Origin of the sequence: Clostridium sp. (genome assembly GCF_051650885.1) — a bacterium.
In the GTDB taxonomy this organism is placed as follows: Bacteria; Bacillota; Clostridia; order Clostridiales; family Clostridiaceae; genus Clostridium.
In genome coordinates, this window is record NZ_JBOFRG010000341.1 from 21,757 (window position 1) to 43,109 (window position 21,353).

The following is a 21,353-nucleotide window of genomic DNA, read 5'->3' on the forward strand; positions in this document are numbered from 1 at the left end:
GAAGAATATATGGAAAAAAAGGAGATATTAAAAATTACAGAAAAAGTTTTTAATTATGTTTTAAATTTAGATGATGAAACTATACAAGAATTTTTAGAAGAAAAAGCTATATTAAAAATTGAAAAAGTAAAGGTAGCTGAAAAAGAGAAGGAAGCTTTAAAGGAAATTGAAGAAGGGATAGGAGAAAAGAGTAGAGAAATTAAAAAAGTAGACAAGCCTAAGAAGGCAGAAGCTAAAAAGAAAGCAGAGGCTCCTAAAAACAATGAATTTGAAAAAGTAACTAGCAGAGAAGAGGCATTAGCCTTATTGTCAGATAAAAATTTAAAGAAAGATGATTTAAAGAAAATTGCAAAAGAAAAAAATATATATATAAAATCAAAGGATACTAAGGCACAGATAATAGATAAAATAATTGAGGGTACTATAGGCTCAAAACTTAGAAATGAAGTCCTGTCTAAGCAATAGATTTGGCGGTTAAAAAAGTAGATAATAGCTTTAAGAAAAAGCTAAACAACCCAAGTAGAAGCAAACTTATCTACTTGGGTTTTAATTTTAAATATCTATAAAGCTTATAAATTAAGGTAGGGTAACATTTAATAAGTTAAATACAGTTGTTATTGGATTAATAACACTCATTGAATCTGAACCTGAGAAGCAAAGCCCAACAATTTTATTTGAGGTATCTAAAGCAACGGAGCCAGAATCACCGTTTTGCATAAATGGTGTAGTTAAAATTTGATTAGTGAAAACTAAACGTTGACCATTATCATAAAAGCTAACGGTTGCATTTAAGGCTTTAACAACACCAGTAGTTAAACCAGAAGTTCTCCCAGATTTCTGTAGATACATACCAACAGTAGGATTTGGATTAACTCCAGAAATAGCACCAATATTAGCGATTATATTTGAAGCATTACTTGGAGAAATTTTTATTAAAGCTGCATCAATTAAATTAGTTTGAGAAGAAAAAAGTGTTGAGTATTTCCTAGGAATATATTTAGAAACAGTTCCAATAATATCATTAGTACGACTTCCACCATCTGAAATACTAGGTTGGTAAACTGCCATACCAAGTGGGTTAGAAACACCATAAGAAACAACATGGTGATTTGTAAGAATATAATAATTAGAACTGTCACGAACGACACATCCTCCAGTTCCAGTACTAGTAAAGATTGTTGAATAAACAGTACCAATACTGTAGCCTCCTTTAAATGGTCTAACCTTAGAGGTTAAGCCAAAGGGCTTAAAATCACCGACTTCAATTACATCAGTAGGAACACCACAATAGACAGGAGGAATAAAATTTAAGATATTTATAGCAGAAGAAGGAATTTTTTGATTAACAAGAACTGTTAAACAAGGAATTCCAGTATCAACTTCATTTATAATCTTTGTGCTAGGACAAAGCCCTACAACATTAGATTTAGAAATTAAAGTTTGAAAATTAAACTGGCAAATAGATTTTAAGAATTCATTTATATCAAACATAATAATCACATCCATAATATATTTATCTATACATATTATGGAGAAAGTGAAATAAGGGTGTGATTATATAAAAAAAAAAACTGCTATAAAAGCAGTTTTTAAACAGAAAGTTCTGGATTCATAGGCTTTAATTTACCTATACCAATTATTAAACAAGCAATTACTAAAGCACCAATTGAAATTGGGAATAATAATTCACCATGTCCACTTGTTAATAAATATCCACCAACTAAGTTTCCTATTATTTGAGGAATACATAAGAATATATTGTTTATTCCCATATACTCACCTAATTTTTCTTTAGGTGCAACTACTGGAATTAAAGCATAAAATACAACGTTCATTATTGAGAAACCAATACCATAAACGATTGTGAAAGCCCATAATCCAGTTAACGATCCTACAGACCATCCTATAAAGAATGAAGCACCAAATATAATGCAAGATACTAAAATAATTATTTGCTTATTAAATTTATCACATAACATTCCAACAAATATAGAAAGAATAAGTCCGATTATTGGGAATCCACATAAAGCAAGACTGATTTGTGAATCAGTAAATCCATTTGCTTGAGTGTAATATGGAATCCAAAATGGCATTATTAATCCATATCCAACATAAAAGAAAAATCCACACATAAATAATTTCATTGCACTCTTATTCTTAAATACATCTAAACTTAATTTAGAAGGTTTAGTAAACTTAGATGTATCTTCTTTAACAAAGAAAGTTACAAGTAAGATAGGTAGTATAACTACTATAGCAACAATTACAAATGGTAATGGTTTAGAGATATTAAAAAATCTAACCCCAAAAAGGAAAACAAGTATTCCACCTAAAGAATAAAATAATTTTCCAAGTCCATTAACAAGACCAATTTGCTTGTCCTCAACAGCTTCAGGCATCCATGAATAATAGGCACCTTGATAAAAGTTAAGTGAAGCGTAAATTGTGAAAGCTAGAATAAACATAGCTATGTAGCTTGTTGAAAATCCTAGTAAGAAAAGAGCAATGGTACCAATTAATCCACCGATTAAAACCCAAGGCTTTCTTTTACCAAGTTTTAAATTAGTTCTATCACTAATAACTCCAGCAATATAAGGAAAAATAATTCCTGCAACAGATGCCATTGCAATTAATATAGATAACTTTTGTGCAGATGGCGTAACTCCTTTAACTAATAAAGGAACTAATGTACTATTCATATTCCAAGCAAGTCCAAGTCCTACACTTGGAAGTGCAATAAGAAAAGGTACTAAACTATTTTTATTTTTTTTCATCCTACGTCCTCCGATATACTCCTCAAGAGTATTATATGTAAACTTATTATTATTACCTTATAAAGTATATACTATGTATTAAAAAAAACATATTTTAAAATAAAGGAATTTAAAGTTAATTCTTCAAATTTACTAAAATTTTAAAATAAATATAACTCTTCTATAAAAAAATACTACAAATTTCGAGAAATATTTTAAATTTTAATGAAAAATATGATAAAATGGTAATAAGAAAATGAATGAAGAGTGGGGGGAAACATTTTGAGAATAACAGAAGATCAATTTAAGAGAGCATATCAATCAGCGGGGGTAGGTTTTATATGCGAACATATAAAATTCTTTCTAGAAAATAGAGCAAGGCTTGAAGATAGAGATGAAAAAAGAAAGATAATAGAAGATATTTTCCAAAATAGTAATGATAAATACATAACAGGAACAAGAACTAGAGTAAACGCATTATTAAAAATAGTACAAGCAGATAGAGTAAATGATGGATTAAATGATATATTAAAATCTAAAAGAGCAAAAGAAATGTATCCAGAAGCATTAAAAGAAGTTGAAGAATTATTAAGAAAATTGAATTAGATTAGAGGAACTATCTAGATGATAGTTCTTTTTTTGCTAAAAGAATAATTATTGAGAAAAAGTTTTGTAAGAAAGTGTAAATAATTGTTGAATAATTCAAAAAAAGCAAATATCTAAAAGTGTTATATGATAATATCAATAAGGCAGGTGATAAAATATGGCATTAATAGTAACTAGAAAAGAACTAAAGTATGCAATAAGTGATGTAGAATATTTTAAATATGTAAATTTACTAAGTGTTCTACTGACACCGGATAAAAGCAATGGGGAGGTAGGATACAATGTAAGGAGTCTTTACTTTGATGGATATAATAATGATGATTATTATGCAAAAATGGATGGAATTGAAGTAAGAAAAAAAATAAGATTAAGAGTATATAATCCAAAGGATGAAAAAGTAAAGTTAGAATTGAAAAAGAAGATTGGTGTTAATCAAACAAAGGAAACTATAACTATAACAAGAGAAGATGCTAAGGCACTTATAGATTTAGATTATAGTGTTCTTTTAAAATATGAGGAAAAAACAGCAAGAACAATATATAACATAATGACTATTGGAGGATATAGACCAAAAGTATTGGTGGAATATAAGAGACGAGCTTATATTCATACTGAAAATAGAATTAGAATTACATTAGATAGTGAAATTAGAAAAAGTGAATTTGAGTTTGATTTATTTGATGAAGATGTATATTTAGCACCAACTTTTAATCAGTATGATGCTGTATTAGAAGTAAAGTTTGATGGTGAATTGTTTAAATGGATTACAGATCTATTAAAAGGAAACGATTGTATATACGAGTCTATTAGCAAATACTCCAATTCAAGAGAGTTTTTTGACAATTATCTAGCATAAGGAGATTAGACGTGAAAGAAGCATTATATAAATATTTAACGAATTATAGCAGCGCAAACATAACAATTTTTAAAGCTCTTGAAATAATGGGAGTAGCACTTGTACTAGCTATAGTTATTTTCATGACCTATAAAATAACTTTTAGTGGAGTAATGTATAATAGAAAATTTAATGTGTCACTTGTTATGTTAACTCTTATAACTACAATGATTATGATAGTTATAGGAAATAATGTAGCATTGTCATTAGGGATGGTAGGGGCATTATCAATTGTTCGTTTTAGAACAGCAATAAAAGACCCTAGAGATACAGCATACATATTTTGGGCAATAGTAGTTGGATTATGTGTAGGAACACAAAGTTATATGATTGCAGCTGCAGGTTCTATTGTAATTTGTATTGTAATGGGAGCATTTAGCGTAGGAAAAATTGGTGATGATAATAGATACCTTTTAATTATAAGAGGTGGAATTGATAGAGAAGAAGATATTATGAAATGTGTCTTTGCAGATTTCAAAAATGGACAACTAAGAGCAAAAAACTCTAATAAAAAGACTTTAGAAATTATATATCAAATAAAGTTAAAAGGTAATGATGATAAAGATATAATAAAGAAATTATATGATATAGAAGGAATAACAACAGTAAATATAGTAGCTCAAAATGGAGAAACAATAGGATAATGAAAAGAGTAATATTATTTATATTATCAATAATTATTTTAATTGGAGTTTTACTATTTAGTTTAGATAAAAGTGCAGGAGATAGCGTTGTAAGTACAAAGCCCTATGAAAAGCTTAATGTTTCAAAAAGCTTGAAAGAAAAATCTTTCAATACTCCTGTAATAGTAATAGATACCCATGGTGAAGAGATTGGTGATAAAGAAAGAACAAAAAGTACTATGTACTTTTATGAGAACAAAGAAAATTACTTAACAGACAAGCCAACACAAGTTTATGATGCAACTCTAAAGTGGAGAGGGAATTCATCAATGCAATATCCTAAAAAGCAGTATAGTGTTCAGTTTGTAGATGAAAAAAATAAAGAGGTAAATGAATCAGTTCTTGGATTACCAGAAGGAAGCCATTTTGCATTAAATGCACCTTTTGCAGATGTATCACTTTTAAGAAATTACATAGCCTATGATATCGGTGGACATATAATGCAGTACTCACCTAAGGCAAAGTTTTGCCAAGTTTTTCTTATTCAAAATGGAAAAAACAATGTGACAAAGGAAGAGTATGAAGGTGTTTATTTAATGATACAAAAAATAAAAAGAAGCAAGGATATGGTTAATATAGATAAAAGCCAAAAGAATTCTGCTGAAACAAGCTTTATTATAGAAAAGGATAGATATAAAGCAGAAGATGGTGAAGTAGATTTTGATACCTATGGAAAAAATACAGGTGAATACAAGAGTGATATCATAAATATTTATCCTAAGAATGGTATAACGAAACCACAAGTTAACTATATTAATGAGTATTTCAGTACATTTGAGAGAGCATTATATTCAAATGATTTTGAGAATCCAAAGACAGGATATGCAAAGTATATTAATGTAGATTCCTTTGTAAATTACTATATAATAAATGAATTTTTCAATAATGTAGATGCAGGGAGATATAGTACTTATTTTTATAAAAACTATAAAGGAAAAATGTATGCAGGACCAATATGGGACTTTAATATATCAATGGGGAATAATTATTATAATGGAACTTATTATGACCCGACAGGATTTTTTATGCAAACAAAGTCTATCTATAATAGATTATTAATGAGTAAAAGCTTTGATGCAAAGGTAATCGCTAGATATAGGGAGCTTAGGAAAACTTATTTAAGTGATGGGTATCTTGATAATTTAATAGATGAGCAAGTTAAATATTTAGGACCAGCTATCCAAAATAATTTTGAAAGATGGCCAATATTCTTATGTAATCAAGCAACTATGTTTGACAATGAAGGAAGTTCAATAGTACCTTATGAAAAAAATACAAAAGAATTAGAGGCATATATGAAAAGTCATCCATATATGTTAGTTCCAACAACAGGAAAGCCAGATACTTATGACGGTGAAATAAAGGCATTAAAAAATTATATAAAACAAAGAGGTGCCTGGATGGATGCAAATATAGAATCTATATATAAATTTGCAAACTAAGGAGGAAGAAATGAAGAAGTTTTTAATAGTTAGTTTAGCAGTATTTATAGGAATATTATTTATTCAATTTGGCTTTTTAGGAAGAATATTCAATAGTGGAGACACTAATTATAAATTTAAAACAGAAGATAAGAATATTATGATAAATAATAATGGAAAATGGGAACCTTTTTTAATAAAAGGAATGAATTTAACAGCAGCAACGCCAGGAAATACTCCTGCACAAGAAACCTTATCTGAAGAAAACTTTCTTAAATGGATAAATCAAATTGGAGAGATGGGTATCAATGTTATAAGAGTAAATTCTTTAATGCCACCGAAATTTTATGAGGCATTAGATGAATACAACAAGAGTCATAAAAACACCATATATTTGCTTCAAGGTATTTATTTTGATGAAACCTATTTAAAAGATGGGGGAAATCCAACAAGTAAAGAGGCTATAGAATATTTTAAAAATGAAGAAAAAGAAGTTGTAGATGCTATTCATGGAAATAGCAATATAAGTGGAAAATTCTTAGAAAAATATAGGGTAGATGTAAGCAAATATGTTATGGGATACACTATAGGAAACCCATGGTCTCCAGGAGATATAATATATTCAGAAATTATGAGTAATACAAAAAGCTTTAAAGGAAAATATTTTTATACAGAGAAGGATTCAACTTCCTTTGATGCATTTATAGCAGAAATGGCAAACTATATAGAAGAGCAAGAGCAAGAAGTATATGGAGACCAGAAGTTAATAACCTTTGTAGGTGACACTAATATTAAAAATGAGATAAATCAATATAATGAGATAAATAAAAATTACAATAATATAGGAAATGAGAATATACAACCATATATTGATGGAAACAAGATAAAGTCAACTTATAAAGTAAAGGCAGGTATGTTTGTTTCCTATAATTTATTAACTCAAAAAACAAATGGTAGCTACAACAATTTATTAAAGGAATTAAAAGATTTTAACAATCATCCAATTATTGCGTCTGAAATTGGAATTCCATCAGGAAGAGGAAACTTAGAAAATGGAATAACAGAAGAAGAGCAAGGTAATGAATTAGTAAGCATGTATAAAAGCCTTTTAAAGAATAATATAAGTGGAGGCTTTATATATGAATGGTGTGATGGATGGTTTAGAAGTAGTAGTGAAATGCAAAAGAGGGTAGTGGATGGCAAAAACCAATATTGGTATAATGCCGAAAACTATGCAGAAAACTATGGCTTACTTTCTTTTATACCAGGCACAGAAAATTCACCTTTAAATACAGGAGAGCCTTTAAGTGCAAAAGATGAGATTGGGTCTAATGAAGATATGAAGGTATCTGCAAGTTCTAATCCAGGTTACTTATATATAAGAATAGATGGAAAAAATAATATTGATTTAAAGGATAAAAAAATTATTATTCCAATAAGTGTAGATAATAGCTTTGGAGGAAATGAATTTGATGGAATAAACTTTAAAGATAAATATAACTTTATGATTGAATTAAGTAAAGAAAGTGGACAAATATTAGTATCAAGGTATTATAATACGAATGAATTTTTAAATAATGAATTTGAAAATAAAATTAGACCAGATTTAATGTTTAAGGATAAAGATACTGATGATTTTATGCAAGAGAAAATGACTGTTAGTAGTGAGAATGAAAAGAAAGACATTAATATAGGTAAGCTAGAAGAAGGAGATATATTTCCAAATTCAAAAAATTATAATAGCTTAGCAGATTATACTTATGGAGAAAATTATGTGGAAGTAAAAATACCATGGGCATTACTAAATTTTATGGACCCATCTACAGGGAAAATAGAAGATGATTTTTATCAAAGCTTTAATATTTCACCTAAAGCAATAGGAAGCATAAGAATAGGTACAGTAATAGAGAAGAGTGAGAGCAATTCTATTATAGAAGGTATGACTTATAAGTTAAATCAATGGATAATGCCAGAGTACTATGAAAAGTTAAAACCCTCTTACTTTATATTGAAGAAATATTTTAATGAGGTTGGAGGAAACTAAAAATGTCATTTGTAATATATATTTACACAGCATTAAAGTTTTTTATATACATGATATTTTGTGCAACTGCTTATATGATTTACAGAAATAAGGCAGATAGCAGATTTAAAGAAAAAAATGTAAAGCTAGAAGATGATATAAGAAAAGAAATTTTAGAATGTAGAAGAACACAAAAAATAGATAAAGGTCTAATTAGAAGGTATAAAAAAGAATTTGAAAATGAACTGTTTTTTATAAGCTTTAATGATGTAATTATTGAAATGAAAGAAGAATATAAGGTAGATATAAGAGAGTGGATTAAATACTTTTTACCAGAAATAAATAAAAAGATGAAGAAATATAAAAACCCTATAAAAAGAAATTATCTTTCTTTTTGTTTAGGGGAATATGGAGTCTATACAAAAGAAATAGAGAAGTATCTTTTAGAGGGAATAAGAAAATCTAAGGGAGAATTAAGTTATAAAGCAATTTCAGCAACAGCAAGAATTGGAGAGGCTGGGTTGTTTTTAAAAGCATTAGAGGAAGTTAGAAGAAAAAATATTTATATCAATAAGAAGATATTTGTTGATATATTAGATAGCTTTACAGGAGATAAAAAAATATTAAATAAAGAAATATATAAGATATTTAATGAAAGTGATGAAAATTTCAAAGTAATAATAATAAATTATTTTGAAAATACAAGGGCTGAAAAATATAAGGAAACATTCTTTGAAATGTTAAAGAATGAAGAAAGCTTAGAGATAAAGCTAAGTATTATAAGATACTTTGAAAAAGTTAGATATGACAAAGTAAAGGACACGTTAATAGAGCTTTTAAAAGATGAAATTTGGGAAATAAGAGCTTTAAGCGCAACTACCTTAGGCACTTACTTTGACGAAGTTGTAAAGGGGAAATTAGTCTATACATTAGGTGATAGAAACTTTAATGTTAGATTAAACTCTGCAACAACATTGTTAAAAAAATGTAGCGTTTCTGAAATGGAATGTATAGCAAATGAACATGAAGATAAATATGCTAAAGATATAATTTATTATGAATTGTTATCAGAAAATAAAATTTCTTATGAAAAATATAATGAGAACAAAAAAGAGGTTATCTAAAAATGGTAGAGATTTGGATAAAAGCATTAAATAATTTTTTTATGTATTACATATTTATTTATTCTATATTGTTTTTTATAGCAACAATGTATTCAGGGATAAATATAAATAAAGTTGTATTAAGAAATAAATATAAGAATAATTATATGATGAAAAACAATAGTAACTATATTCCAGTATCAATATTAGTACCAGCCTATAATGAAGAAGAAACTATAGTAGATTGTATGAAGTCTATGGTAGATTTAGATTACCCTAAGTATGAAATAATCATTGTAAATGATGGTTCTAAAGATGAAACTGGAAGTAAAGTAATAGAAGCATTTAATTTAAAGAAGGTATATAAACCTATAAGAAGACTTGTAAAATCTGAGGAAGAAGAGAGTGTTTATGAAGGTGGAGATAAAGTAAAAATAACCTTAATAAATAAGAAAAATGGTGGAAAAGCAGATGCTTTAAATATGGGGATTAATGCCTCAAAATACCCGCTATTTGTTTCCTTAGATGCAGATTCAGTATTACAAAAAGATTCAATAGAAAAAATGATTAGACCATTTTTAGAAAATCATACAATGATAGCAGTTGGAGGAAACATTCAAATATCTAATTCTATACTTTTAGAAAATGGAAAGGTAAAAGAAACTGTAGGAACAAATAAGTGGTTAGTTTTAATGCAGTTAATAGAGTATTATAGAGTGTTCTTAGCAACAAGAATATTATTCAATAGTTTTAATGGAAATCTAATTATATCAGGAGCTTTTGGAATGTTTAGCAAAAAAGCAGTAGTAAATGTAGGGGGTTATGAAACAGGAAGCATTGGAGAAGATATGGAGCTTGTTATGAGGTTACATTCTTTTCATAGAAAAAATAAATTAAAATATAGGATAGAATACGCAACAGAAGCAATCTGTTGGTCACAGGTTCCAGAAAGATTAAAAGATTTAAAGGGGCAAAGAAGAAGATGGCATTTAGGACTTATGCAAAGTCTTTTAAGTCATAAGTATATAGCTTTTAATTTTAGATATGGTGTAATAGGATTATTTTCATATCCATATTATTTTGTATATGAAATGATATCACCAATAATAGAATTCTTTGGAGTTATACTAATCATTTTTTCCTATTGGACAGGATATATAAACTTAAAATTCTTTTTAGTTTTTATATTAATGTATTTTCTATACAATCTTATTTTATCTTGCTCATGTATCATACTAGAAACCTACTTTTTAAAAAGAATACTAGATGGAAAGTTAATAGCAAAATTAATAATTTTCAGTATATTAGAAAGCTTAGGATACAGACAAGTTACCTCAATGATTAGATTAAAAGCATTATTTGCATATAAAAATAAAAAGATTGAATGGGGAACGATAAAAAGGAAAAAACAAAATAGCGAAATATAGTAACAAAATATTCTAATATCCATATTATAAAAGGGAAGAGAAATCTAAAGGGGATTAATATGGATAAAAAAACTAAGAAAGTAAATATGAAATTACCTAAAGCAGTTAAAAAGGTTGGAAAAGGATTAACTAAAATGACTAAACCAATTGTTTATTCAACTATAGGAATGGTTGGAGTAGCTGCTGGATTATCAGTAGGAGTAAGTGCTAGCATTTGTGTAGCAGGAACTTTAGGTGTGGTTGGAATAGTATCAACTGCAGACATAGCAATAAAAAAGAACATACAAAGAAACAGACAAAAAAGATATGAAGAGTAAAAAGAACCTAGCTTAAAATTTTAAGCTAGGTTTTTTCTATAAAAGTATTACATAGCGTTAAAAAAGGTGTATAATACCTTATAAGAAGAGAAGTATAAAATTTATAAAAAAAAGAAAAAATTATAAAATTTTTCTGAAAAATTTGTTATAATTAAAATGTATTTTAGATAAATTTTTACAAAAAAAGAGTTTTTATTCAAAAATACAGACAGATTAGGGAGTAAGGAAGATGAAGTTAAAAGATATTATAGGATATATGTTTAGAAAAAGGTATGAGAGAGATACTGATAATCCAAGCTTTAAACCTTATTTTTATAGATTTATAGGCGTTGATAATTTAAATGACTATGATAATATCTTAAAAACAATACAGAGTAAATGTGATGAAATTAAAAATGAAGGAATTATATTTGACGGAAGTATACCTTTAACAGGTGAAATGGAGCTAATACAGTATATCTATAATGAGCTTAATAATATGGATATCTTTAATATGGTTTCACAAGACATTACTATATTTAATAACTTTGAAGATAACTTTAAATTTCTAAGTGCTTTAGATTATGTTATTAAAATAGCAGTAGAAAAAGAAAAGTTCTTTAATAATAGTGTAAGGAATAATTTTATTACAAAGCTTATTGTATGGGTATTTAGTTATATAAAAGATATGGAACTTAATGGTGATCAAATTCCAAAGTGCATTTATTATGGAAATATAGATAGACATGAAATATATTTCTTAATGCTTGTAAATAAGATGGGGTTTGACACAATATATATAAATCCATTAAAAGAAGAAGGCTTTGAAGGGATTGAAGAAGAAAGTGTATTAGTTCAAGAAAATGGATTATTAAGCATAGAGTCTTTTGAAGAAAGATGCAAAAGAGGAAATGTGATAGAAAATAATGAAACCTTAACTAAGATGCTACAAAGAGAAGTTCAAAATGAACTTTTCACAGGAACAGGAATGTATAAGCCATGGCAGTTTAGAGATGGTTACACTAAAAGCTTAAGGTTAGATACGATTCTAGAAGATATTTATGTATACTTTGATGAACCAGCAAAGCTACGTTCAGGCTTTAAGGTTAATGGTGACGTGGTCAGTGTACCAACAATATTTTTCAAAATTGATGGAGTATATAATGATATTTATGAATATCAAAGATTAGTAAAAAAATGTGTCCAATCAAACAATATTGTAATTATAAATAATAGGGAAATCATAAATGATATTAATGCACAAGCTGACATATATTCAGTTATGTTTTGTCAATTAAGTGATGGAACCTTTGATATTGAAGAACTTAAAAAATTGCCTTTTTATAAATTTTCAAAATATAGTAATGAAGTTCAAAATTTTATACTAAAAAAATTTAATGAGGCAATACTTAGTAATGAAGTATTCAATAATGATTTTACTAAGGAGGAAGTACTACAATTTTTAGTACTGGTTTTAGGTCTATCAGATGAAGTAATAAGAATGATAGATAATTTTGATTATACAGGTCAAATTCCAAAGGTAGTTGTATTTATAGATAAAGAAGATTCTATATCAGTACAACTTCAATTAATACTAGGATATTTACACTTAGTAGGAATGGATATTGTTATCTTTAATCCATCAGGACTATTTAATATAAACTATATATTAAAGAAAGAAATAATTGGTATAGAACGATTAGAAAATATGAAATATGATGTTGAGTACTTAAAATTAATGAATATAAAGCAAAAGCAAAAACAAGGAATGTTTTCAAGATTTTTAGGAATGTAGGAAGAGGAGATAAACAAATGAATGAAAATTTAAATAACCAAAATCCTTTTGAAAGTATGAATAAAGAAGAAAATGGATATAATGAACAAATACAAAGTGGAAATATGAATTATGACCCTAATGCAAATTATAGTAATGGCATGAATAATGGAAACAATATGATGCCAAATGGCATGAACCATAATGGTCAAATGAATAACATGCAAGGTTATGATAATAATGGAATGAATATGCAAGGCTATAATAACGGTATGAACAACATGCAGGGAAATAATATGCAATATAATAATGGTATGCAAGGAAATGGCATGAATTATAATATGCAAGGAAACAATATGAATCCTCAAATGCAAGGAATGAACAATCCTAATATGGGAATGAATAATTACAATAATACAATGGATTATAACAATTATGGAATGCAGCAAGAAAACTTTGGAATGCCACAGCAAAATCCAGGAAACCAAGTAGATTTTACTGAAATGACAGAATATAAAAAGGCATTAAGAGCTGATAGAGAAGTTCAAAACCTTACAAGTGAAGTAAATATAGATAATCCAAACTCAATAGTACTTTTTGGTCAAGGTGCAAGTGAAAATATATCAAAGGTATCAGACCAGCTTTTAAACTCAATGAAAGCTATAAAAGCCGAAGAAGCAAGTGAAATGCTATCTAACTTAACTAAATTAATGGATAAGTTTGATGTAAAAGAGCTTGATGGAAGTGAAAAGCAAGGATTTCTTTCAAAGATTATGAAAGGAATGGGAGATAGTTTAGCAAAATTATTCCAAAAATATGATACTATGGGAATGGAAGTAGAAAAAATATATGTACTTCTAAAAAGATACGAAAGTGAAATAAAAGAAGCAAATGCCAATCTTAAAAAATTATATGATGCAAACTTACATTTTTATAAGTTATTAGAAAAATATATAGTTGCAGGAGAAATGGCAATAGAAGAAGTTGATGCATATATAGGACAAATTCAAGGGAATATGACTATAAATGATGAGCAAAAACAAATGATGACTAGAAAGCTTGAAGTGGCAAAAGATATGTTATCTCAAAGAGTGTATGACTTACAAACTGCAGAAAATGTAGCAATACAAGCTGCACCAATGATACAAACAATACAAATGTCAAACTTTAACTTAATGAGAAAGATAAATTCATCATTTATCATAACATTACCAATATTCAAGCAGTGTTTAGCACAAGCAATTATCTTAAAAAGACAAGAGATTCAAGCTAAATCAATAAAACAACTAGATGATAAAACAAATGAACTTATTATGAGAAATGCAAGTGCAACTGCAAGACAATCAGTTGAAATAGCAAAAATGTCATCAGGAAGTTCAATTCAAATAACAACATTAGAAAAATCATATGAAACAATTATGAAGGGAATAGAAGACACAAGAGCTATTCAAGAACAAAACAAGGCAGAGAGAATAGAAAACTCTAAGAGACTAGAAGAAATAAAATACAAAATGAAAAAGAATATACCTAACTAAAAATATATATAGATAAACTTTAGGCATATAAATAAACTTTAGGAGGAAATAAAAATGGCAATTAATTTAAATGGAATGATGGATGGAATGAGTAATGGAATAAATGGAGGAAATAGTGTACCTTCATTAAACTTAAAAAAGAATGACGTATTAAATTTAACAAAAAAAGCGCCAGGTTTAGAAGAAGTTTTATTAGGAGCAGGATGGGATGTTGCACATAATGGGCAAGACTTTGATTTAGACATAGCAGCATTCTTATTAAACGGAAATGGAAAGGTTCAAAATGTGCCACAAGATATAATATTCTTTAACAACATGAAAGCACAAGGAATAGAACTTTTAGGAGATAATAGAACAGGTGCAGGAGATGGGGATGATGAAGTAATCCACATTAACTTAAAAGCATTACCAGCATATGTGGAAAAAATAGTGTTTATTGTTACTATTTTTGAAGGACAAAACAAAAGACAAACATTTGGAATGGTTGATAATTCATATGTAAGACTTTTAGATGCAAGACATGAAGACAAAGAATTATGTATCTTTAACTTAAAAGAAAGTGGTTCAACATCAACAGCAGTAATATTCTCAGAACTTTATAAAGATGCAGGAGAATGGAACTTTAAAGCTGTAGGAGAAGGGAAAATAGCAGATTTAAATGGAATTTTAAGTTTATACATGTAGGAGGACGATATGGGAATACTTAATTTACAAAAAAATGATATATTAAACTTAACTAAAAAAGACCCAAGTTTAAGCAAAATAATGCTTGGAGCAGGATGGGATGTAGTAGAAAAGAAAGGTTTCTTTAGCTTTGGAGCAAAAGACTTTGACTTAGATTTAAGTGCATTACTATTAGATGGAAATGATAACTTAATTCATAAAGGTGTAATTTACTTTGGAGAGCAAAGAGGTCAAGGAATAAGATTACATGGAGATAACTTAACAGGAGAAGGTGCTGGGGATGATGAAAAAATCTCAGTTGAATTAAACAACTTACCAGCAGACTGTAAAAAAGTTTTATTCTCAGTAATTATATATCAAGGAGAAGCCAGAAATCAAAGCTTCTCAAAAGTTAAAAATGCTTATGTAAGACTTTTAAATGAAGATAAAGGTGGAGAAGAAATCTGTAGATACAACCTTTCAGAGGATGGTGGAGACAATACAGCAATTCTTTTTGCAGAACTTCAAAAGGATTCAGAAGGATGGCATTTTAAAGCAAAAGGGGAATTATTAAAAGGAACATTAAAAACATTAGTTGGGATGTACCAAAAAAGATAGGAGTGAATAAATATGGCGATAAATTTAGGATCAGGATTTGAAAACCTAGGAAACAATATGGGAAACAGTGCACCACAAGGTGTAACTTTAAACCTACAAAAAAATGATATATTAGACTTAACAAAAAGAAACCCAGGACTTACAAATGTTCAGCTTGGAGCTGGATGGGATTTATCACAAAATGGGCAAGACTTTGATTTAGACATAGCAGCATTTTTATTAGATGCAAACAATAAATTTAATAATGTATCAAATGTAATATTCTTTAACAACAAAATGGGACAAGGAATTACATTGAGTGGAGATAATAGAACAGGAGCTGGAGATGGTGATGATGAAACAATAGACATAAACTTATCACAAATAAGCCCTGAAATAATGAAAATTGTATTCGTAGTTACAATAAGTATGGCAATGGAAAGAAGACAAACATTTGGAATGGTTAATAATTCATATGTAAGACTTTTAGACACAGCAAATGGTCATAAAGAATTATGTAGATTTAATTTAAAAGAAGATGGTTCAACAGCAACATCAGTAATATTTGCAGAACTAATCCGTGATAGAGGAGAGTGGCAGTTTAAAGCTACTGGAGAAGGAAAGATTGCTGATTTAAATGGAGTGCTTGCGCTATTTAGTTAAGAATTAAAAATTAAAAGTTAAGAATTAGGGGGAATCGCAAGCGATTCTTTGGAGTGAAGAGTTAATAGGTTAGAAGTAAGACTTTGAGGGAATTTAGAATTTAAAATTTAAAATTAAGAATTAGGGGGAATCGCAAGCGATTCTTTGGAAAGGCTCAAAATTTATCTAGCGATAAATTTTATCGCAGGAAAGAGAGTATTTCTAAAACTCGCCTAAGCGAGTTTTTTCCTTAATTCTTAATTAATAATTATTAATTAAGAATTATTAACTCTTAACTCTTAACTACATAAATATGAATTGATGAAGGAGATTTTGATGAAGGGTCTTAATAAGGAACAGGTAGAAGAACAAAGAAGGCTTTATGGGGATAATGTTATTCATGAAGCTAAGCCAGAAACGTTTTGGGATAAGTTTAAGGGGGCTTTTGAGGACCCTATGATTAAACTATTGCTTGGTATAGCAATAATTATGGCTATTATGGCTGTTTTCCATTATGCAGAGTGGGGAGAGATTATTGGTATTGTTATTTCAATATTATTAGTAACTATAATTTCTGCTAAAACTGAGGTTGCCTCTGATAATGAGTATAGAAAGCTTAAGGAAAATGCATCTAAGGAAAGATGTAAAGTTTATAGAGATGGTCAAGCTATTGAAATTGAAATAGATGACTTAGTTGTAGGAGATTATATTATTCTTCAATCAGGGGATAAGATTCCTGCAGATGGTATTTTAATAGATGGAGATATAAAAGTAGATAACTCATCATTAAATGGAGAATCAGAAGAATGTTCAAAGATTGCTATGTTAGAGCATGAGCTTGAGGTAGCAGCTGATGGGGAGTTTAGATTAACAGGAGATGTTTTTGTTGATAAACATTCTTTATTTAGAGGTGCAGTAACAGTTAGTGGAACTGGAGTTATGAAGGTTCAAAGAGTTGGTATGAAAACTGTTATGGGAAGTATGGCTGAAGATATGGCTGATGACGATGTTGATAGTCCATTAAAAGTTAAGCTTACAGAACTTGCAGGGAAAATATCTAAATTTGGATATATTGGAGCAGTTGTTATTGGGATAGCTTTAATGCTTGAAAATGTAATGAGTGCTGGTGGATTCTCACAATACTTAGCAATGACAAGTGGAATAGATATTTTCAAAGAAATATTAGCAGCACTTATGCTTGCAGTTGTTATCATAATCATGGCAGTACCAGAAGGTTTACCTCTTATGATTGCAATAGTTTTAATGAGAAATACATCAAAAATGCTACAAAAAAATGTATTAGTTAGAAAACCAATTGGAATAGAAACAGCAGGTTCATTAAATATTTTATTCTCTGATAAAACAGGAACTATAACAAAAGGTCAGCTTGAAGTTGTAGAATTCTTTGATGGAGAAATAAAAAATTCTTATAATGATAGCTTTAAAATAAAAGAGCTTATGGCTATGTGTATTGGTAAAAATACAGGAGCTATGTTTGATGGAGATGGACATGTTATTGGTGGTAATGCTACTGATAAAGCATTATTAAACTATTTAACAAAAGAAGGTATGGAAAAGCTTTCAGATATTAAAATTGAAAAATTACAAGCCTTTAACTCAGCTAACAAATATTCAGCTGCAGAGATTGAAGGGAAAACAGTATACAAGGGAGCACCAGAAAGATTATTAGGTAAAGCTACAAAGTATATTGATGAAAATGGAAATATAAAAGAAGTAAATAAAGATATAATAAATGCTAAAATTGATGCACTTGCAAGCAAAGAGATGAGAGTATTATCATTTGCTTATAGTGAAAAAGCTTTAGTTGAAGATACACTTCCAGATGATTTAGTAATTGTAGGATTTGTAGGAATTAGAGATGATGTAAGACCAGAGGCAAGAGAGGCTATAAAAGAGGTTCAAAATGCTGGAGTTCAAGTTGTTATGATAACTGGAGACAGAAAAGAAACAGCCTTTGCAATAGCAAAAGATTGTGGACTTATAACAAGTGATGAGCATATTGCATTAACATCAGAAGAGTTAAATAACATGACTGATGATGAAATTAAAAAGATTTTACCAAATCTTAGAGTTATAGCAAGAGCTCTTCCAACAGATAAATCAAGAATGGTTAAGATTTCACAAGAATTAAACTTAGTTTGTGGAATGACTGGAGACGGAGTAAATGATGCACCGGCACTTAAGAGAGCTGACGTAGGATTTGCAATGGGTTCAGGAACAGACTTAGCAAAAGAAGTTGGAGATATAGTAATTTTAGATGATAACTTTAAATCTATTGAAAGTGCATTACTTTATGGTAGAACAATTTATAACAACATCTTAAAGTTTATAAAATTCCAATTAACAATAAACGTTGCAGCCGTTGCAGTATGTGCAATAGCACCATTCTTAGGATTACCACAACCACTTCAAATAACACAAATCCTTTGGATAAACCTTATAATGGATGGACTTGGAGCATTAGCACTTGGTTCAGAGCCAGCACTTAGAAAATACATGCAAGAAAAACCAAAATCAAGAACTCAAAGTATTGTTTCAAAAAATATGATGGAACAAGTTCTAGTAGTTGGGGCATGGGTTGCTATACTAAGCTTTATTTTCTTAATGGCACCATTCTTTAAAAATATGTTCGCTACAGAAGGAGAGCATTTAACAGCTTACTTCTCAATGTTCGTACTTGCAGCAGTATTTAACGGATTCAACGTAAGAAGTGCAAGCGTGAATATATTTGAAAACATAAAAGAAAACCCAGGCTTTATAAAAGTTATGGCAATAATAGTTGTTGTTCAAGTAATAATGACAATAGTTGGAGGAAGCTTATTTAGCTGTACACCAATTGAACCAAAACACTGGGTAGTAGTAATCTTATTAGCATTAACAGTAATTCCAGTTGATATGATAAGAAAAGCAATATTCAAAACAGCAGAAAAATAATTTTAAAAAGAATATCTAAAAATAAACAACAAAATTTTTCTAAAAGAGCAAACCTTAATTGGTTTGCTTTTTTCTATAAAGAGGTATATTATGGAACGTATTATCTTGATAAAGTTTAGATAAAATTGTATGAAAATTACAAAATGAGTTAATGAATATAAAATAGATGATAGAGTGATATTAAAATTAATGAAAAGCATATAATAAGGAGTTATAAAGTGAGTAGTTTAGGAAATTGTATAAAGATGTTAGCAATATTGAATAATAAAGAGATAGTTAGCAGAAAATATTTAGCAGAAAAATTGAATTGTGATATAAGACAAATTACAAGGTATAAAAAAATATTAGAAGAAATTTTCATTATAGAAAGTGTTCAAGGAGCAAACGGAGGATATAGATTAATAGATAATAGTATACCTATAAAAGAAATATTATCAGAAGATGATATAGAACTTTTGAAGTTTAATTTAAGAGCAATAGGAAATTTAGAAGATAGTAAGATAATTGAGATTTTAGATAATATGAAGAATTATATTAGTAAGCGAAGCACCAGTTTTGAGGTGGATTTAATACCATATTCTCAAATTAAACCTTTTAATGAAGAATTAAGTAATAGAAGAATTGAAATTTTAAGGGCTATTTTAGATTCGTATGAGGTTAGAATAGAATATGAAGATAATTATGGGCAAATAACAGAAAGAGATGTTGAACCATATAAAATTTTAATATATAAAGGTGAAAGCTATTTAGCAGCGAACTGTTTAAAAAGAAAGGGCATTAGATTTTTTAAGGTTAGAAGAATAAAAAGACATTTTATAAAAACTAAAAAATTTAATAAAGTTTTAGATATTGAAAAAATTATAAAAGATTATAAAAAAAATAATATTGGAATTTTTTCAGGAGAAATACTTTCACTAAAGTTAAAAATAAAGCCTCCCATGGCTAATATAGTAAAAGAGAGAGTTTGGGTGGAAGATTATACAATTGAAAATTTAAAGAAAGGAGAGATAATTTTTTCAGCAAAAATGAAGGATGGACCTGAATTAAAATCGTGGATTGGAAGTATGCTTGATAAAGTAGAAATATTAGAACCTAAAGAATTAAAAGAAGAAATGAAAAAAATTTATAAAAATTTTTCAGAATATAAAAAATAGGACGCTAAAATGTCACTATTAAATGATAAAATATAATTAAAGAAGAGGGAGGTGTAATTTAGCAAGAGGAAGGTGCTAAATAAAAATATGAGATTAAAAATAAAGTGTGAAACGAAAAAAATACCTATAGCTAAAAATTATATGGTGATAAGTCTTATAAAATATGCATTAAGTAAAAGTAATAAAAGTTTGTATGAAAAACTATATCATTATGGTGAAAGTAAAAATAAAATGATAAAATCATTGGGATTTGCAGTATATTTAAATGGATATAAATTTAATGAGGATGAGATAGAGATAGAAAGTGGAATTGAAATAACAATAACAACTCCAGATTATAATTTAGGAGTTGCAATATATAATGCATTTTTAGAATTTAAAGAATACAAATATAAAACTTATAAAATAGCAGTAAAAGATATAAGCTTAGTTTTAGAAGAAAAAGTTGAAGAAGAATATATTAAGTGTAAGACATTATCTCCAATTTGTATTAAAGACGAAAATAATAAACCAATAGCAGTGGATGATTTTATGTTTCAGGAAAAGTTAAATTATATTTGTAATGTTTATTTAAAGACATATAGAGGGTATGGATTACAGCAGCCTATAAAGTTCATAAATATCAAAATGAAAAAGCAAGTAATAAAGGAAGCGATTGAAGGATTTAAAGAGACAACTGGTAAAAAATATTTTTATGTGAATGCTTATTCAGGTTTATTTAATTTAGAAGGAAATAAAGAGGATTTAGATTTACTTTTAAAATCAGGAATTGGATTTAGAAGATCACAAGGATATGGAGTTTTTGACATAATAAAATAGGAGGTGA

19 protein-coding genes are annotated in these 21,353 nt (G+C 28.2%); 17 read left to right on the forward strand and 2 right to left on the reverse strand.

Translation table 11 applies throughout. From position 1 onward, the window contains the following. The first annotated feature begins 9 nt into the window (after positions 1-9). Positions 10-465, forward strand: a complete 456-nt coding sequence (locus ACRC28_RS17165) for a hypothetical protein (RefSeq protein ID WP_438544670.1) — start codon at positions 10-12, stop codon at positions 463-465. Positions 466-576: 111 nt separating this feature from the next. On the opposite strand, the gene ACRC28_RS17170 is transcribed toward ACRC28_RS17165, so the two are convergent. Together ACRC28_RS17170 and ACRC28_RS17175 are read right to left on the reverse strand one after the other, a co-directional pair. Continuing rightward, complete coding sequence (locus tag ACRC28_RS17170) at positions 577-1,506, reverse strand: trypsin-like peptidase domain-containing protein (RefSeq protein ID WP_438544671.1); 930 nt, start codon at positions 1,504-1,506, stop codon at positions 577-579. Positions 1,507-1,589: 83 nt separating this feature from the next. Then, positions 1,590-2,774, reverse strand: a complete 1,185-nt coding sequence (locus ACRC28_RS17175) for an MFS transporter (protein WP_438544672.1) — start codon at positions 2,772-2,774, stop codon at positions 1,590-1,592. 261 nt (positions 2,775-3,035) lie between these two features. On the opposite strand from ACRC28_RS17175, the gene ACRC28_RS17180 reads away from it, so the two are divergent. From ACRC28_RS17180 to cas6, 16 genes are all read left to right on the forward strand, one after another. Then, positions 3,036-3,359: a hypothetical protein gene (locus ACRC28_RS17180; protein WP_438544673.1), complete on the forward strand. Its 324-nt coding sequence runs from the start codon at positions 3,036-3,038 to the stop codon at positions 3,357-3,359. Positions 3,360-3,516: 157 nt separating this feature from the next. Then, positions 3,517-4,215, forward strand: a complete 699-nt coding sequence (locus ACRC28_RS17185) for a polyphosphate polymerase domain-containing protein (RefSeq protein ID WP_438544674.1) — start codon at positions 3,517-3,519, stop codon at positions 4,213-4,215. A gap of 11 nt (positions 4,216-4,226) precedes the next feature. Continuing rightward, on the forward strand, positions 4,227-4,898 hold the full coding sequence (locus tag ACRC28_RS17190) for a DUF4956 domain-containing protein (RefSeq protein ID WP_438544675.1): 672 nt from the start codon (positions 4,227-4,229) through the stop codon (positions 4,896-4,898). Beyond that, entirely contained in the window at positions 4,898-6,379 is a 1,482-nt protein-coding gene (locus ACRC28_RS17195) for a CotH kinase family protein (RefSeq protein WP_438544676.1), read from the forward strand. Before ACRC28_RS17190 ends, ACRC28_RS17195 begins: the two co-directional genes overlap by 1 nt. A gap of 10 nt (positions 6,380-6,389) precedes the next feature. Beyond that, a complete protein-coding gene (locus tag ACRC28_RS17200) occupies positions 6,390-8,402 on the forward strand; it encodes a hypothetical protein (RefSeq protein ID WP_438544677.1) in 2,013 nt (670 codons plus the stop codon). 2 nt (positions 8,403-8,404) lie between these two features. Then, complete coding sequence (locus tag ACRC28_RS17205) at positions 8,405-9,505, forward strand: HEAT repeat domain-containing protein (RefSeq protein ID WP_438544678.1); 1,101 nt, start codon at positions 8,405-8,407, stop codon at positions 9,503-9,505. A gap of 2 nt (positions 9,506-9,507) precedes the next feature. Then, a complete protein-coding gene (locus ACRC28_RS17210) occupies positions 9,508-10,911 on the forward strand; it encodes a glycosyltransferase family 2 protein (protein WP_438544679.1) in 1,404 nt (467 codons plus the stop codon). A 59-nt stretch (positions 10,912-10,970) separates the two neighbouring features. Beyond that, a complete protein-coding gene (locus ACRC28_RS17215; protein WP_438544680.1) occupies positions 10,971-11,228 on the forward strand; it encodes a hypothetical protein in 258 nt (85 codons plus the stop codon). 229 nt (positions 11,229-11,457) lie between these two features. After that, a complete protein-coding gene (locus tag ACRC28_RS17220; RefSeq protein WP_438544681.1) occupies positions 11,458-13,002 on the forward strand; it encodes a YceG family protein in 1,545 nt (514 codons plus the stop codon). Between the two features lie 17 nt (positions 13,003-13,019). Continuing rightward, positions 13,020-14,516: a toxic anion resistance protein gene (locus ACRC28_RS17225; RefSeq protein WP_438544682.1), complete on the forward strand. Its 1,497-nt coding sequence runs from the start codon at positions 13,020-13,022 to the stop codon at positions 14,514-14,516. A gap of 54 nt (positions 14,517-14,570) precedes the next feature. Next, positions 14,571-15,200, forward strand: coding sequence for a TerD family protein (locus ACRC28_RS17230; protein ID WP_438544683.1), 630 nt, complete (start codon positions 14,571-14,573; stop codon positions 15,198-15,200). A 9-nt stretch (positions 15,201-15,209) separates the two neighbouring features. Next, positions 15,210-15,797, forward strand: coding sequence for a TerD family protein (locus ACRC28_RS17235; protein WP_438544684.1), 588 nt, complete (start codon positions 15,210-15,212; stop codon positions 15,795-15,797). A gap of 12 nt (positions 15,798-15,809) precedes the next feature. Then, positions 15,810-16,439, forward strand: coding sequence for a TerD family protein (locus ACRC28_RS17240; RefSeq protein ID WP_438544685.1), 630 nt, complete (start codon positions 15,810-15,812; stop codon positions 16,437-16,439). 315 nt (positions 16,440-16,754) lie between these two features. Continuing rightward, positions 16,755-19,373, forward strand: a complete 2,619-nt coding sequence (locus tag ACRC28_RS17245; protein ID WP_438544686.1) for a calcium-translocating P-type ATPase, PMCA-type — start codon at positions 16,755-16,757, stop codon at positions 19,371-19,373. A 218-nt stretch (positions 19,374-19,591) separates the two neighbouring features. After that, entirely contained in the window at positions 19,592-20,527 is a 936-nt protein-coding gene (locus ACRC28_RS17250) for a helix-turn-helix transcriptional regulator (protein ID WP_438544687.1), read from the forward strand. 87 nt (positions 20,528-20,614) lie between these two features. Next, positions 20,615-21,346: a CRISPR-associated endoribonuclease Cas6 gene (cas6, locus tag ACRC28_RS17255; RefSeq protein WP_438544688.1), complete on the forward strand. Its 732-nt coding sequence runs from the start codon at positions 20,615-20,617 to the stop codon at positions 21,344-21,346. The last annotated feature ends 7 nt before the right edge of the window (positions 21,347-21,353 follow it).

Excerpts from the sequence above, each read along its gene's own strand:
- ACRC28_RS17245 (WP_438544686.1), top strand. The coding sequence starts at position 16,755 with ATGAAGGGTCTTAATAAGGAACAGGTAGAAGAACAAAGAAGGCTTTAT.
- ACRC28_RS17205 (WP_438544678.1), top strand. The coding sequence starts at position 8,405 with ATGTCATTTGTAATATATATTTACACAGCATTAAAGTTTTTTATATAC.
- ACRC28_RS17170 (WP_438544671.1), bottom strand. The coding sequence starts at position 1,506 with ATGGATGTGATTATTATGTTTGATATAAATGAATTCTTAAAATCTATT.
- ACRC28_RS17240 (WP_438544685.1), top strand. The coding sequence starts at position 15,810 with ATGGCGATAAATTTAGGATCAGGATTTGAAAACCTAGGAAACAATATG.
- ACRC28_RS17185 (WP_438544674.1), top strand. The coding sequence starts at position 3,517 with ATGGCATTAATAGTAACTAGAAAAGAACTAAAGTATGCAATAAGTGAT.
- ACRC28_RS17235 (WP_438544684.1), top strand. The coding sequence starts at position 15,210 with ATGGGAATACTTAATTTACAAAAAAATGATATATTAAACTTAACTAAA.
- ACRC28_RS17175 (WP_438544672.1), bottom strand. The coding sequence starts at position 2,774 with ATGAAAAAAAATAAAAATAGTTTAGTACCTTTTCTTATTGCACTTCCA.
- ACRC28_RS17225 (WP_438544682.1), top strand. The coding sequence starts at position 13,020 with ATGAATGAAAATTTAAATAACCAAAATCCTTTTGAAAGTATGAATAAA.
- ACRC28_RS17210 (WP_438544679.1), top strand. The coding sequence starts at position 9,508 with ATGGTAGAGATTTGGATAAAAGCATTAAATAATTTTTTTATGTATTAC.
- ACRC28_RS17165 (WP_438544670.1), top strand. The coding sequence starts at position 10 with ATGGAAAAAAAGGAGATATTAAAAATTACAGAAAAAGTTTTTAATTAT.
- cas6 (WP_438544688.1), top strand. The coding sequence starts at position 20,615 with ATGAGATTAAAAATAAAGTGTGAAACGAAAAAAATACCTATAGCTAAA.
- ACRC28_RS17195 (WP_438544676.1), top strand. The coding sequence starts at position 4,898 with ATGAAAAGAGTAATATTATTTATATTATCAATAATTATTTTAATTGGA.
- ACRC28_RS17220 (WP_438544681.1), top strand. The coding sequence starts at position 11,458 with ATGAAGTTAAAAGATATTATAGGATATATGTTTAGAAAAAGGTATGAG.
- ACRC28_RS17230 (WP_438544683.1), top strand. The coding sequence starts at position 14,571 with ATGGCAATTAATTTAAATGGAATGATGGATGGAATGAGTAATGGAATA.
- ACRC28_RS17200 (WP_438544677.1), top strand. The coding sequence starts at position 6,390 with ATGAAGAAGTTTTTAATAGTTAGTTTAGCAGTATTTATAGGAATATTA.
- ACRC28_RS17215 (WP_438544680.1), top strand. The coding sequence starts at position 10,971 with ATGGATAAAAAAACTAAGAAAGTAAATATGAAATTACCTAAAGCAGTT.